Source organism: Xanthomonas sontii, assembly GCF_040529055.1.
GTDB classification, from domain to species: domain Bacteria; phylum Pseudomonadota; class Gammaproteobacteria; order Xanthomonadales; family Xanthomonadaceae; genus Xanthomonas_A; species Xanthomonas_A sontii.
The window spans coordinates 3,326,837-3,340,822 of sequence record NZ_CP132342.1 but is presented as its reverse complement, the minus strand read 5'-3'; the positions used below and the strand labels follow the sequence as shown (position 1 = coordinate 3,340,822).

Annotated in this window: 16 protein-coding genes; all 16 read right to left on the bottom strand. The window is 65.7% G+C overall.

Annotated elements, in window-relative coordinates; all coding sequences use genetic code 11:
- Positions 1-235: 235 nt before the first annotated feature.
- On the bottom strand, positions 236-1,369 hold the full coding sequence (locus RAB70_RS14065; RefSeq protein ID WP_148829011.1) for an FkbM family methyltransferase: 1,134 nt from the start codon (positions 1,367-1,369) through the stop codon (positions 236-238).
- A 270-nt stretch (positions 1,370-1,639) separates the two neighbouring features.
- Positions 1,640-2,263 carry a UDP-3-O-(3-hydroxymyristoyl)glucosamine N-acyltransferase gene (locus tag RAB70_RS14060; protein WP_148829012.1) on the bottom strand — a complete coding sequence of 208 codons (624 nt, stop codon included), beginning with the start codon at positions 2,261-2,263 and terminating at the stop codon, positions 1,640-1,642.
- Positions 2,253-3,398, bottom strand: coding sequence for a Rieske 2Fe-2S domain-containing protein (locus tag RAB70_RS14055; protein ID WP_148829013.1), 1,146 nt, complete (start codon positions 3,396-3,398; stop codon positions 2,253-2,255). Before RAB70_RS14055 ends, RAB70_RS14060 begins: the two co-directional genes overlap by 11 nt.
- 14 nt (positions 3,399-3,412) lie before the next feature.
- The gene (locus tag RAB70_RS14050) at positions 3,413-4,057 is read right to left on the bottom strand and encodes an acetyltransferase (RefSeq protein ID WP_148829014.1); all 645 of its coding nucleotides are present in this window, start codon (positions 4,055-4,057) and stop codon (positions 3,413-3,415) included.
- Entirely contained in the window at positions 4,054-4,791 is a 738-nt protein-coding gene (locus RAB70_RS14045; RefSeq protein WP_148829015.1) for an SDR family NAD(P)-dependent oxidoreductase, read from the bottom strand. Before RAB70_RS14045 ends, RAB70_RS14050 begins: the two co-directional genes overlap by 4 nt.
- Positions 4,788-5,552, bottom strand: a complete 765-nt coding sequence (locus tag RAB70_RS14040) for an SDR family NAD(P)-dependent oxidoreductase (protein WP_148829016.1) — start codon at positions 5,550-5,552, stop codon at positions 4,788-4,790. Before RAB70_RS14040 ends, RAB70_RS14045 begins: the two co-directional genes overlap by 4 nt.
- Positions 5,549-6,589 (bottom strand): ketoacyl-ACP synthase III, encoded by a 1,041-nt coding sequence (locus RAB70_RS14035; RefSeq protein ID WP_148829017.1) that lies wholly within the window; start codon positions 6,587-6,589, stop codon positions 5,549-5,551. The genes RAB70_RS14040 and RAB70_RS14035 overlap by 4 nt, the downstream gene beginning before the upstream one ends.
- Before the next feature lies 1 nt (position 6,590).
- Positions 6,591-6,815: an acyl carrier protein gene (locus tag RAB70_RS14030; protein WP_148829018.1), complete on the bottom strand. Its 225-nt coding sequence runs from the start codon at positions 6,813-6,815 to the stop codon at positions 6,591-6,593.
- Entirely contained in the window at positions 6,812-7,996 is a 1,185-nt protein-coding gene (locus RAB70_RS14025; RefSeq protein ID WP_043091967.1) for a DegT/DnrJ/EryC1/StrS aminotransferase family protein, read from the bottom strand. The genes RAB70_RS14030 and RAB70_RS14025 overlap by 4 nt, the downstream gene beginning before the upstream one ends.
- Before the next feature lie 277 nt (positions 7,997-8,273).
- Entirely contained in the window at positions 8,274-9,758 is a 1,485-nt protein-coding gene (locus RAB70_RS14020; protein ID WP_017908532.1) for a sigma-54 dependent transcriptional regulator, read from the bottom strand.
- Complete coding sequence (locus tag RAB70_RS14015) at positions 9,755-10,138, bottom strand: response regulator transcription factor (protein WP_010341669.1); 384 nt, start codon at positions 10,136-10,138, stop codon at positions 9,755-9,757. The genes RAB70_RS14020 and RAB70_RS14015 overlap by 4 nt, the downstream gene beginning before the upstream one ends.
- Positions 10,139-10,153: 15 nt before the next feature.
- Complete coding sequence (gene rpoN / locus RAB70_RS14010; protein WP_148829019.1) at positions 10,154-11,557, bottom strand: RNA polymerase factor sigma-54; 1,404 nt, start codon at positions 11,555-11,557, stop codon at positions 10,154-10,156.
- Positions 11,558-11,824: 267 nt separating this feature from the next.
- Positions 11,825-12,457 (bottom strand): response regulator transcription factor, encoded by a 633-nt coding sequence (locus tag RAB70_RS14005; RefSeq protein WP_017908534.1) that lies wholly within the window; start codon positions 12,455-12,457, stop codon positions 11,825-11,827.
- Positions 12,458-12,548: 91 nt separating this feature from the next.
- Entirely contained in the window at positions 12,549-13,127 is a 579-nt protein-coding gene (locus RAB70_RS14000) for a PilZ domain-containing protein (protein ID WP_148829020.1), read from the bottom strand.
- Positions 13,124-13,423 (bottom strand): hypothetical protein, encoded by a 300-nt coding sequence (locus RAB70_RS13995; protein ID WP_017909625.1) that lies wholly within the window; start codon positions 13,421-13,423, stop codon positions 13,124-13,126. The genes RAB70_RS14000 and RAB70_RS13995 overlap by 4 nt, the downstream gene beginning before the upstream one ends.
- Positions 13,420-13,839: a flagellar export chaperone FliS gene (gene fliS / locus RAB70_RS13990; protein ID WP_010341674.1), complete on the bottom strand. Its 420-nt coding sequence runs from the start codon at positions 13,837-13,839 to the stop codon at positions 13,420-13,422. Before fliS ends, RAB70_RS13995 begins: the two co-directional genes overlap by 4 nt.
- Positions 13,840-13,986 lie beyond the last annotated feature (147 nt).

The window sequence follows — 13,986 nt, the reverse complement described above, 5'->3', positions numbered from 1 at the left end:
CCTCAGGGGAATATGCTGAGGCTGATATGAGGCTTGGGATCGGCGATGTCGTTGCGAAGTCGAAGTATGTCTATGCGATGCGCTGGTATGTCAACTGACGGTAGGTTGAACAATTTTTATTTAGTCCTGATTTTTGATTGAAATTTTCGTCGGAATTGAAGGCGTGGCGGCATCTCTAAAGAGATGCCGCCGCGTCCTCTCGATGCGGCGGGAGTCGCGCCATTTCCTATCTGTGTCATTCCACGTAAAGCACTGTGTCGTAGAAATATAGCGAGTACTGGCGCAGGCGCAGTCTGGCGTCCGGCAGGATCCGATTCAATTCGGCAACGATGTCCAATAGGTCAAGCGCGTGGTGATAGCCGGTAATGGCCATACGCGGACGGCAGCGCCGGATCAGCTCGGTGGCGCCGCGCAATACCTTGGCCTCTGCGCCTTCCACATCCATCTTCAGGACGCTGACGTGTTCGACCAGGTCGTCCAAACGCACGCAATCCACGCGCGCGTCGCCGCGTCCGTCTAACCGGCTGCCCATGGTGCCCTGGGCATCGAACGCCATGGTCCCGGCGACATCGGCGACCGCCGCGTTGTACAGGGTGGTGCGACCGCCGTCTTCTCCCAATCCATGCTGCAGTGCGGCGAAGTTGGCCGGATCCGGCTCAAACGCGTGGATGGCTGCATAGTCGTGTCGCGCCGCAGCCCGAAACTTCTTCACCGTGTCGCCGCGATATGCGCCGATGTCCACGTAGTGTTCGTCTGCGCCGATTCGCAGCGGATGCTCCACAGCCGAATACACCGAGTAGTACTCCTGCTCCACGGGGCAGAGCACGTCCAACAGTGGCCGTCGGTCCCCGTCCATGCGCATCCGCAGCACCGCATCCAGCGTACGAACGCTCAGCCCGTCGGCGAAGCGCGTGCGCAGGGCCTCGAACTGTGCGGCATGCGCCAGGGTCTGCTCCCGTGTCACCCGCCCGGTCTGATACACCAGCGGCATGTCCAGTGCGTACATCAGCTGCGGCAGATCGATGCCGCGGCCATGGCTCAGCCGCTGTAGTTGATCGAAGTGCAGCCAAGAGGCTGGCATGTACGCACAGTTGATCGAGGGTAACCCGGCCAAATCCGGATCGCGTAGGAACGCGCTGGTCGGCCGCACGTCGTCGAAACCCGCATTGGCGATGCGGCGTTCGTGTAGCAGATCGTCGAGAGCCACGATGCGAGTGCCGGGCGCGCGCTCGGCGATCAGGGCGGCCGCACGGGCCGCGAAGAGGCTGCCGAGGCTGGAGCTGGGAGCCAGGAAAATTGCGCCGCCGGCGCGCTTGCAGTCGTCGATCAGGTCCGCTTCGCGCTGAAGCGCGGCCACAGAGTCGTTCATGGGCTCACTCAAAAAGGGTGCGCTCACAGGCGCACATGTTGGGAAGACAGAGCAACGGGTGTCGCATCACTAGGGGCCACAGATTACGGCGCGAAGCACCCATCTTCGATCGTAGCGAAGCGCGCTAGGTGGGCGCCGTGCATACATCCCAGCCCTAAGTCACGGCATGACGCATGCTCTAGCGGTAGTCCACGAAACAACGCAGCCGCTTCGATTGCGCGGCACAGCAAATCGCTCAGTATCGGGATTCGCGGATGCTAGCGTAGCGGTTTACTTGCCGTAGACGTGGATGGGTTCATCGTAGCGGCTGTCGAACACGGTTCTTGGGGGGATGTCGTGACGGTACACTTGCGGCCACCCGAGTTCGCAGCCTCTGCCCACCTTGATTCCATGCTGCAGGATGACGCCACAGTGCAGCGTGCAATGGCTGCCGAGTTCGACGTTATCCGCCAGATGGACACCGTGGTCGAGCCAGCACGAAGATTTGATGCGGCTGCCGTAGCCGACGTGCGCACCGGACAGGATCACGGTGTTGTAGTCGATCTTGCAGTCAGGATCGACCACGGTGGCGGGACCGATGAAGCTGTTCGGTCCGATGCTGGTGCCTTTGTCGACGACCGCGGTCGGATGCACGAATGGATCCATGCGCCACCCACGTTCCATCACCGCCTGCATCAGTTCCATGCGTTTGAAGTTTCCGAAGCGTTGATCGAATGCCACGAAAACCCCACCGTTGTCCGCGGCAATAACGTCGAGAGCGGAAAAGTCGAAACGGTAGTCGGGGCCCTGTGGAACCTCCAGCCGTTGCAATGGCTGATCGGGCCGGGCCTGCTGCCACATGCGGAAAACCAGATCGAGAAAGGGGCCACCACCCACGATCCACTTAGATTCCATCGTTCTTCTCCATCATGGTGGTGTACCAGCGCTCGATCAGCCGATTGAACGCCTCATAGTCGCCTTGCTGAGGCACTGGCGCATCCGTGTGCAGCGCCGCCTGAACTTGTTCCATGATCTCGATGTCTTCGCCGACGACTAGCTTGCTGCCGTGCATCTGTGCGAGTAGCACCTGGTGCGATCCGGCATAGGCTTGTCTTTTTCGTGCCGTGAACCAGTAGATTTCGACATCCGTCTGGTTTGCGGAGATCGGAATGTGATTTTCCAGCGTGAACGAGTGCCCGCCGTTGGCGCTGGCGATGTGCATGTTCGGGAACGTCAGCCAGTTGTAGTAGACATCCTGATCGCCCCAGCGGTCCACTTTCTCGTGCCACCCGAAGTGCTTCATGCCATGAATGGCGGCGTCGGCGCCGCCGGTGCTGAATCGCGACATTTCCTTTCGCAGTCCGGCGACGGATGTGTCGGCCAGCGGCAACTTGGTTTCTTCCAGCAGCGCGCGGTCGACGTGTGCGACGAAGTCGACGGTCTTGGCAAGGCTTTTGGGGTGAACGAAGCGAGGGTGATTGGCGTCGCGCAAGTTTTCGTACGCCAGTTTCCAGTTGAAGCGGCCATGCCACGTGGTCACCATCACTTCGGTATCGTAGGCATTGGAGCTGCTCTCAAGCGACATCAAGAAGTCTGGAGAAAACTGCGATTCGAAAGGCAGGGGGGAGTCGTCGACGTTGACGAACAACAGGTTTCCCACCTCGCGCAGCGCGAACTCGCGTAGCTTCATACCGCGTTTTTCCGCGTCGCTGAAGCCGTACACTGCCTCGCAATCGGGAATGTTGGCGACACAGCCATCCGCATCGTACTTCCAGGCATGGTAAGGGCATACCAACGGCCGCCTTCCCACTGCCGCGGTCTGCAGCATCGCGCTTCGGTGTAGACAGACGTTCTCGAACGCACGCAGCCTCCCCTGGAAATTCTGGATGACGACCGGCACTCCGCCGATCTTGCGGGTGATGAAGCAGTTGTTCTCGGGAAGCAGCGTTTTCAGGCCAGCGAAGATCCACAGCTTGCGAAAGATCTTGCGTTGCTCGAGCGCGAAGATGTCCTGGGACAGGTAGTAGCGTGGCTGCATTCGTGAAAGCATCGGGGCAGGGTCTCTCAAGAATCTTTGCTAAAGATCAGCTTCGCAGGATTGCCGAACACGCTTGCACCGTCGGGGACGTCCTTCACTACAACCGATCCTGCGCCGATGATGGCGCCATCGCCGATTCGGATGCCAGGCAGAATGGTGGCATGCGGATGCACCGTGGCGTAGTCGCCAATGGATGCGCCTCCACCGACGAACGTCATCGCTCCGATCTGGGCATAACGCCCCACCTGCACGTCGTGCCCGAGCATGGTGTTGGCGTGGATGTTGGCGAAATCGCCCAGCCGTACGTTGGGGCTGAGCTGAACACGATGGCAGAGAATGCAACCCACGCCGATATGGACCTGCGGACTAAGGAAGGCCCCGGTAATGATCGGAATGAACTCTGCGTTTTTTTCCAGTAGCGGTGTTGCATACCGCTCGCGGGCGTGTGGATCTCCAATCGCGCAGACGAAGCGTTGTTCCGGGAGTGGATGGTGCGCGGCGGGCTCGCCTACGATGGGCAATTTGCAATCGGTGCCATCGAGAACATGTGGGCGGGTATCCAGGAAGCCCTGCGGCTGCCATTTCGTTCCGCAGTCCGGGTCGCCAAGCATCTGCGCCAGCACTTCGCGTCCCCAGCCACCTGCGCCGATGATGAGTACCGGGTGGGTCACAGGATGGACCCGCCATCCATGACCAGGCTCGTTCCAGTCACCCAACGGCTCGCGTCCGCTAGCAGATACACCGCTGCATTGGCCACGTCCTGGGGCTCGCCCAGTCCTAACGGATGCCTGGATTTCTGCGCTTCGAGTTGTTCCGTGCTCCACATGGGCGTGGCGACTGCGGATGGAGAAATCCCGTTGACGCGAATTCTGCGCTTGGCCTGCTCCAGCGCCAGGCATTTGATGATGCCGACCAGGCCGGCCTTCATGGCCGAGTAGGGGCCGACGCCACGTGTCCCAAGATGCGCCGCGGTGGACAGCATGAACACGATCGAGCCTTGCGGGACGATGGCATTGGCCTGGAGCAGGCGTTGCGTAAGCATCACTGGCGCCAGAAAATTGGTCGTGTAGATGTCGGTCATCGCGGCCTCGGTCAGTTGCCTGATCGGGCAATGCTTTTGCACGGCTGCACAATGCACAACGCCGTGGATGGCCTCGCCCGCCTCGCGTACCAGCGTTTCGCGCTGGTCGGAGTGGGTCAGGTCGGAGACGACGCGAAGATGGCCATCACCCTCAAGTTGGCCCAATGTCTCGTCGAGACGTTCCGCGTTGCGCCCGGTGAGGACCATGCGCGCGCCGCGTCTGGCGCAGGCGATGGCGATCTGCCGTCCCAGACCGGAGGACGCGCCGGTGACCAGAATGGTCTTTTCATGGAGCGAGAATGCAGCGAGCGTCGGATTCTTCATGCGTAGATGTCCATGGGGACGGTCAGGCCGCCATCGACGATGAAGTAGTTGCGGGTGATCCAGCGGCTTGCGTCGGCTAGAAAGAAGACTGCCGCATACGCGACGTCTTCCGGTTCCCCCATGTCCAATGGCGTCAGCTTGAACAGACCTTCCATGTTGCCTCCACTGCCCTGAAGTCCTTCCAGCAATGGCGTGCGAACGTAGCCAGGCGCAATGCAGTTGGCGCGGATGCCGTGCTTGCCGACCTCCTGGGCAAGCGATCGCACCATGCCGAGCAGGGCGCTTTTGCTGGAGGCGTAAGCGCTGCTGGCCATGGGGCCGATATGTGAAGCCACCGATGAGATGAACACGAGGGACCCGCCGGCGGCGATACGCTTCTTCGCCAGTAACCCCCGCGTCAACAGGGTAGGTGCGAATGTATTGCTTGAAAAGGTGTCTTCTAGGTGCGAACGATTGATCAATCGCACCGGTACCAAGCGAGAAATCCCGGCCGCGTTGACCACACCATGCAGGAGGCCGCACTCGGCCACCAGTCGATCGATGTCCTCTTGCCGGTCCAGATCCGCCTGGATCGATGCATGCCCGCCAGCAGGCATATCGTCCAGCGTGGATGCGAGCCGGTCCTGGTGTCTTCCCGTAATGAGGACCTGCGCGCCCATCTGCGCGCAGCAGAGGGCGACCTGGCGGCCGATGCCGGAGGAGGCACCGGTGACCAGGATGCGCTTGCCTTCGAGCGAGAATGGATCGGTCACAGGACTCACGACTCGATGAGATCCGGAAACACCGCGCCGTCGATATCGACCAGGCAGCTTCCCCAGGAGAGGCCGATGCCGAAGCCGCACAACAGCACGCGCTTGCCGCCTTCTTCCAGTTCTCTGTTGATCCGCGCGGTCATGGTCACCGGCAGCGAGGCGCCGCTGGTGTTGCCGAAATCGTGCAAGGTGGAGGGCACCTTTTCCGGCGGCAGGCCGAGCTTCTTGCGGATGGTCTCGTTGATCATCCGGTTGGCCTGGTGGAACACGAAGTAATCGACCTCGTCCTTGGACACGCCGCTGTAGTCGAGCAGCTTCTGCACCGCCGGCGGCACCCGCTGGGTGGAGAAGCTCAGTACCGCCACGCCGTCCAGTTGCAGGTCGGTACCACGGTGCCAGCGGTCGTGCTCGTCGGCTCGGTACGGGATCAGGTGCTGCACTCCGACCGGTTCGCGGTGGCCGCCGACCGGCAGGATGATCGCGCGGTAACCGCTGCCATCGCTATTGAGGTCGAAGTGCATCGGCGCGGCGTCGGCACTGAATTCCAGTGCGGTGGCGGTACCGGAGTCGGAGAAGATCGGGTCCTCGAGGTTGGCACTGCGGTCGCCGACCAGCAGCAAGCCTTTCTTGACGCCGCCAGCGGCGATCATCGAGCCGAGCAGGTTGATGCCGAACGGGTAGGCCGAGCAGCCCAGGTTGACGTCGAAGGCGATGGTGGCGTGCGACAGGCCCAGGCGGTCCTGCAGGATGATCGCCGTGGCCGGGATCGGGTAGTCCGGCGACTGGGTGACCACGATCAACGCATCGACCTCCTCACGCTGCCACTGCAGGCGCTCCAGCAGTACTTGCGCCGCGTCGAAGGCCAGATCGGAGAAGCACTGCCATTCGGCGGCCATGCGCCGCGTCTCGATGCCGATATTGCGCACCAGCCGCTCGCGCTCAGAGCGGATCTGCGGCCGGCAATCGGTGAGATTGGAGACGACGCGCTTGGGAACGCAGGTCGCCATGCCGGCGAAGCGTACGTTACGCAGCGTGGAGGTCGGCATGTTACGCCCCTGTCAGCTTGTACAGATCGCCCAGGGTGACCACGGCGGCCAGGTGCTCGCCGGTGATGGTCTTGCCGTAGTCCGTATCGAACATCACGATCACACCCAGTGCGGCCAGCGAATCCCATTCCGGCAGTTCGCGCAGCACCGTGTCCATGGTCACCTCGACCGGATTCTGAAAATCGGTCGCGGACAGGAAATTCTCGATAAACGTGTCTTGGCTCATGCTGCGGGTTCCACGGGTTGGGCGAAGGAGGGAGGGGCGGTGATGCTAGCGGAAGAGGAAGGGCGCGCGGGCATGACGCCGCCCGCCGCGGCGATCAGGTCGACGATGGCGTCCACCTGCTCGGCCGCCAGTCCGGGAAAGATCGGCAGGCACAGCACGCGCTCGGCCATCTGCCGCGCCACCGGCAGGCCGGCCGGGGCCGAGGAGGGCAGGCCGCGGTACATCGGGAAGTCGCTGATCAGCGGGTAGAAATAGCGGCGCACCAGAATGTCGTGGCTGCGCAGCAGCCGGTGCAGTTCGTCGCGCACCAGCGGGAAGGCGTCCTCGACCAGGATCGGGAACGAGGCGTAGTTGGACAGTCCCGGTTCCCGCGGCGCCAGGCAGCGGATCCCCGGCACCTGCGCCAGGCGCCGACGGTACTGCGCGTCGATCGCCCCGCGCTGCGCCAGTGCGTCGTCGATGTGCTGCAGTTGCAGCAGCCCGAAGGCGGCGTTGATCTCGCTCATCTTGCCGTTGATGCCGGTGGCCACCACCGTGGTCTCGTCGACGAAGCCGAAGTTCTTCAGGCGGCTGATGCGCTGGTAGGTCTTGGCGTCCGGGCAGACGATGGCGCCGCCCTCGAAGGTGTTGAACACCTTGGTGGCGTGGAAGCTGAGCACGCTGAGGTCGCCGTGGCGCAGGATCGAGCCGCCGGCGTCCTTGACCCCGAACGCATGCGCGGCGTCGTAGATGACCTTGAGGTTGTAGGTATCGGCGATACGCTCGATCGCGCTGGTGTCGCAAGGCGTGCCATAGCAGTGCACCGGCATGATCGCGGTGGTGTGCGGGGTGATCGCCGCCTCGATCTTGAGCGGATCCAGGTTCATGGTCTGCGGATCGATGTCCACGAACACCGGCTTGATGCCGCGCCACAGCAGCGAATGCGCGGTGGCGACGAACGAGTATGGCGTGGTGATCACCTCGCCGGTGATGCGCAGCGCCTGCAGCGCGGTCAGCAGCGCCAGGGTGCCGTTGGTCAGCAGTGCCAGGTGATTGACCCCCAGATATTCGGCCAGCGCCTTCTCCAGTGCGCGGTGCATGTCGCCGCCGTTGGTCAGGATGCGGCTGCGCCAGATCTGCTCCAGGTAGGGGACGAACGCCTCCAGGGGCGGCAGCAGCGGACTGGTGACGGGGATGGACATGGGACCTGCCTGGCGACGGGTGGAAGTCCCCGGTGCGGAACGTGCCGCCCGGTGCTGTGGAAACGTGAAGCAAGCCACATGCCAAAGGTGCCTGTCCACTGCCGGCGGTGCCGATCGGGATGCGGTGCAGGCGAAACCTGGCTTGGCCGCCGCGAGCGCGCGCGCTGCGACAGCGCCCGCGTCGGACCGGCAGGTGACGAGGAAAGGGAAGAGGGCGTGGCGTTCCGAGGGACAAGGGGCGCGTCGGGTGCGGCCGCACCCGACGCCGTGCGCCGGCTCAGCTAGCCAGTTCGGTCTGGTCGCGGTCGATGCCGTACTTGCGCAGCTTCTCGACCAGGGTGGTGCGCCGCAGGCCCAGCAGCTGCGCCGCATGCGCAACCACGCCCTGGGTGCGCTCCAGCGCCTCGTTGATCAGCGCCAGCTCGATGTTGGCCATGTGCCCGCGCAGGTCCAGGCCGCTTTCCGGCAGCGTCGCCGCGGCCTGGGCCGGGGCATCCGCGTCCGTTCCCGGCTTGCCGCCGACGTGCAGGTCGACCACGTTGGGCACCCGCCGCGGATCCGTTGCGATCGGCGCCGGCGGGGCCGAGACGTCGATGGACGAGGCGAAGTCGCCGCGGTAGCGTGCCGGCAGGTCCTGCACCCGCACCAGACCGCCCGGGTGCAGCACCGCCAGGCGCTCGACCAGATTGGTCAGCTCGCGCACGTTGCCCGGCCACTCGTAGCTGCGCAGCGCCTGCAAGGCCTCTTCGGAGAAGCGCACTTCGCCGCGTCCGGTCCGCGCCAGTTGCGCGGCGATGGTGTGCACCAGCGCCGGCAGGTCGTCGCTGCGTTCGCGCAACGCCGGCATCTCGATCGGGAACACGTTGAGCCGGTAGAACAGGTCCTCGCGGAACTGGTTGCCGGCGATGCGTTCTTCCAGGTTGCGGTGGGTCGCGGCGATCACCCGCACGTTGCAGCGGATGGTCACGTTGCCGCCGACCCGCTCGAAGCTGCGCTCCTGCAGGACGCGCAACAACTTGACCTGCATCGGCAGGCTCATGTCGCCGATCTCGTCGAGCAGCAGGGTGCCCCCCTCGGCCATCTCGAAACGGCCCTTGCGCGCGCTCAGCGCGCCGGTGAAGGACCCCTTTTCGTGGCCGAACAGTTCGCTTTCCAGCAGATCCGGCGGGATTGCGCCGCAGTTGATCGCCACGAACGGACCGTCGCGGCGCGGCGACTGCTGGTGGATCGCCCGCGCCACCACTTCCTTGCCGGTGCCGGACTCGCCCAGTACCAGCACGGTGGTGTCGAAGGCGGCGACCTGGTCGATCAGCCGGCGCAGGCGGGTCACCGCGGCGCTGGTGCCGGTCGGGCCGTTGTCCTGCGCGGCACCGGCCTGGTGCTCGGCGTCCAGGCGCTTGAGGCTGGCGCGGCGCAGCAGGGTTTCCAGCTGCGCGTGGCGCAGCGGCGCTTCCAACTGCCACACGTTGGCTTCGTGCAGGCCATGGCGCTGCGCGAAGGCCTGCGCATCGCCGTTGAGCAGCAGCACCGGCGGCGGCAGCGAACTGCGCGCCACCCAGCCGAAGAAGGCATCGGCCTGGTCCTGGTCGTCGAGCCCGCCGACCAGGATCGCCATCCACTCGGTCTGCCGATGCCGGCCGGGCTGGACGTCGGCCACGTCGGTGACCCAACGCGGGTTGAGGTCCATGAATTCGAGCAGGCTGACGGTCCGCTCGGCGCGCACCGCGTCGTCATCGATCACCAGGATCCGCGATTCGCTCATGCCGGCACTCCTTCGGTCCGAAGTCCCTCCAGGATCGGCATCACTTCCTGGATGTAGGACAGCTTGCTGACGAAGTTGTCGGCACCGGCGCGCATGGCGTGCTCGCGGTGCTCGGCATCGTCGAAATGGCTGGCGATCACGATGTAGGGTGCCTGATCCTGGGTCTTGATCAGGCGCGTGGCCTGCAGACCGCCCATCTCGGGCATGGCCAGGTCCATCAGCACCACCTGCGGGCGCAACGACTCGGACCGCTCGATGGCCTCCAGGCCATTGGCGGCGCTGCCGATCACTTCCATCCAGTCGAGCTTGCGGAAGTGGCGCATGGCGGCGTTGATGAAACCTTCGTGGTCGTCGACCAGAAGCACGGACAGTTTGTTCATATGCGTCGTTTTTCCTTAGCCCGCACGGGCCAGCAGCGGTTTGCTGCCGCGGCGGCGTTCGCGTGCGGGAGCGATGTCCAATTGTTCACGATACTTGGCGACAGTGCGCCTTGCCACGTTCACGCCCTGTCGCGACAGCAGCCCGGCGATGGCCTCGTCGGCCAGCGGCCGCCCCGCCGGCTCGGATTCGATCAGGCGCCGGACCATGGCGCGCACCGCCTGGCCGGACACCGCCGCGCCTTCCAGGCGCACGGCGAAGAAGTGCTTCAGCTCGAACGTGCCGCGCGGGGTCTGCAGGTACTTGCCGGTGGTGATGCGGGAAATGGTCGACTCGTGCATGCCGATCGCCTCGGCCACTTCCTTGAGGGTCAGCGGCGCCATCGCTTCCTCGCCCTTGACCAGGAACGCCGACTGACGCTCGACGATGGCGCGGGTGGTGCGCAGCAGGGTCTCGTAGCGCATCGACAGGCCGCGGGTCAGCCAGCGCGCTTCCTGCAGCATCTCGCGCAGCGGCTGCGCGGCGTCGCCGGCCTCGGCCAGGGCGCGCTCGTGCATCGGGTTGACGGTGACGCGGTGGGTGGTGGCCGGGTTCAGCGCGACACGCCAGGTGCCGTCGGCGTGCCAGGCGACCACGTCCGGCAGGACATGGCCCAGATCCTGCGGCTGCAGGCAGTCGCCGGGCCGCGGCTGCAGCGACAGGATCAGCCGCACCGCCTCGCGCACGTCGTCGGTCTCGGCGTCGAGCTGGCGACCGAGCAGGGCGTAGTCGTGGCTGGCGAGCAGGTCGAGGTCGCCGGCGAGGATGCGCGCGGCCAGGTGGCGGCCGGGCACGCGGCCGGGCAGGTCGCTCAGCTGCGCCTGCAGGCACTCGCGCAGGTCGCAGGCGCCGAGGCCGCCCGGGTCGCCGTGCAGCAGGCGCTGGCGGACGGCTTCGGCCTGCGCCACCGACAGGCCCAGCCGGGCGCTGGCCAGTTGCTGCAGGGTATCCAGCGCGCCGTCCAGGTAGCCGGCATCGTCGCAGTGTTCCAGCCAGAACGCGGCCGCCGCCAGTTCCGCCGCCGGCAGTTCCAGGGCCAGCCGCTGCAGCACGCGCAGGTGCGGATCGGTCGACTCGCCCGCGGCGATGCGCTGCATGCGGTCGTCTTCGCCGTCGTTCCAGCCGGCGGCCGGGATGTCCCACATCGAGGATTCGGGCAGTTCGTCGAATGCCGCGGTTTCCAGCGCCGCATCCTCGTGCTTGACCACCGGCTCGATCACGCCCTCGGGCTCTTCCAACTCAAGCAATGGATTGGTCTCCAGCGCGCGGCGGATTTCCAGTTCCAGTTGCATGCCATCGAGCTGCAGCAGCCGGATCGACTGCAGCAGTTGCGGGGTCAGATGCAGTTGCTGGCCCAGTTGGGCGGAAACGGTCGGCTTCATGCGGACTTCCTCGGTTCGGCGCCAACCCTCTGGCGCCCGTGGAACGCATAGTGCTTGTCGCCCGACGGTAACAGAATCGGGGTGTTCCTGAGTAGGGTAGTCAAATTCCCGACAGGGTGTCAGGGATTTCCCGACATGCGGCGCGTGGGCGCCGGACAGTCGACGGCGAAATGCCTGATGCAGCGGGGTCCGGCGGAAGCGTCACGCCTGCTGACCGATTAAGGCAAGCGCCATGCCAATGTCCCGTGTCGGGATGCCGTCCCCAGTTCAGCTCAGCTCGCCCTGGTGGCGTGCGGCCAGCAGGACCAGATCGTTGGCGCGGCGGCAGCCCAGCGATTCCATCATCCGCGCGCGGTGGGTCTCGACGGTCTTGACGCTGATGCCCAGGTCCGAGGCGATTTCCTTGTTGCTCTGGCCGCGGCCGATCTGGCGCAGGATCTCGCGCTGCCGCGGCGACAGTGCGGCGATGCCGACCGGGCGCTCGCGGCCGAGCATCGGCGCGATCATCTTGGAGGAGATCTGCGGGCTCAGGAACACCTGGTTGGCGCTGGCCGCGCGCAACGCCAGCTCCAGCTCCAGCGGGGCGGCGTCCTTGACCACGAAGCCGGTGGCGCCACGGTCCAGCGCATCGCGCACATGCACCGGGTCGTCGTGCATCGACATCATCACCACCCGGGTCTTGGGCGAGCTGTGCAGCACGTCGGTGAGCGCGTCCAGGCCGCTGCGCCCCGGCAGGGACAGGTCCATCAGCACCAGGTCGGGGCGGTGCAGGGTGGCCAGGTCCACGGCCTGTTGCGCGTTGCTGGCCTCGGCGACCACGTCGACGTCCGCAAACGTCTGCAGCAGCCGGCTCAGGCCGGCGCGTACCAGGGTGTGATCGTCGACGATGATGACTCGCACGGTGCAGGTCCTTCTATTCAGAGCCGCACATTAGCCGAGCCGCCCGCCGCCGCCAACCTCGCCGCGGCGGTCCGGGGGGCGGTGTGCCGGCTCAGCGCGCGCGCCGGCTGTCGGCGATCTGCCGGCGGTGCAGCCGGAACAGGTGGCGTTCCACGGCCTCTTCCAGGCCCGGCGGCTGTGTCTCGAACCGTAGCCAAAGTTGCACGACGCCCGCGGTGGCGGCCTCGGCCAGCACCCGTACCGGCAGTTCCAGGTGGTCCGGGAGCCAGTCCGAGGGCTGCAGGCGCAGCAGGCCGGCGGCGCCGGCCGCGGCGCCCGAGCGCGCGCCCAGCTCCAGCCGCACGCCCCGGCGCGACCAGCACAGCGGCCGCAGCGGCAGGGCATCCTCGTGCTGGCGGGCCAGCCGGCCCAGCAGCACCAGCATCAGGTCGAGCTTGGCCTCCATCCGCTGGGTCTGCGCGGTGGACTCGCTGCGGTCGTCGCTGCCGTCCTCGCCGCGCAGATCCTCGATCTGCGCCAGGCTGCGCAACAGCGCTTCGCCGGCAGCGAGCCGGCCGGCGCCGTTGCCCAGGCGGAAATCCGCCGGCAGCGCCAGTTCGCAACTGAGGGTGTCGTGGAACAGCTCGGCGTCGGCCGGGTGCTGCGCCGCGCCGTCCGAGCCGGTGTTCATCCCAGCATTCCGGCCTGCGAATAGAGCCGCGCGGCGTGGCTGGACTGGCGGCTGCTGCGCAGCCAAGCCGCGGCATGGTCGCGCTCCATGCGCATCTGCGCGGTCACCGCCTGCTGCAGGGCCAGCAACGGCTTCAATGCCTCGCGCGAGCGGTCGGCGCCGTCCTGCTGCAGATACGCCTGCAGGTGCCGCGCGTGGTCGGCGACCATGGCCTGGGCCAGCGCGTAGTCGTCGCCACGCAGGACCTCGCGCAACTCGTGCAGGTCGTTGTGCAGGTCGGCGAGCTGGATGTTCACGACGCGTTCGCCGTGGCCAGTTCGCGCTGCTGCGCGGGAATGGCGGCCCAGGCCGCGTCGATCTCGCTGAGCAGTTCCAGCGCTTCGGTCAGCGCGGCATCGTCGTTGTGCAGGTTGGCTTCGGTCAGCCGGTGCATCACGTAGTCGTAGAGCGCCGACAGATTGCCGGCGATCTCGCCGCCGGCCTCGTGGTCGAGCGAGCCGTTGAGATGGCCGACGATGGCGCAGGCCTCGCCGATCGCCTTGCCCTTGCGTGCCTGGTCGCCCTGCGCGAGGCAGGCCTGGGCCTGGCGGATGCGCTGGCAGGCGCCGGCGAACAGCATGGCGACCAGCTTGTGCGGATCGGCATCGGTGACGCTGGTGGAAATGCCCATCTTGCGATATTGCTCGGCGTACTGGCGGCTGGAACCGTACATGGAAAACTCCTCGGGTGGATCGGCTGGCCTCCGCGCCGCGCCGGTGAGCGGCGACGCTGCGGTTGCTGCGGCCAATCCGTAATGACTGTCGATACTCTTTCTATCGGCCGCCACGCGTCTCGACTTGAGCCGCGCGGCCGCCTGTGC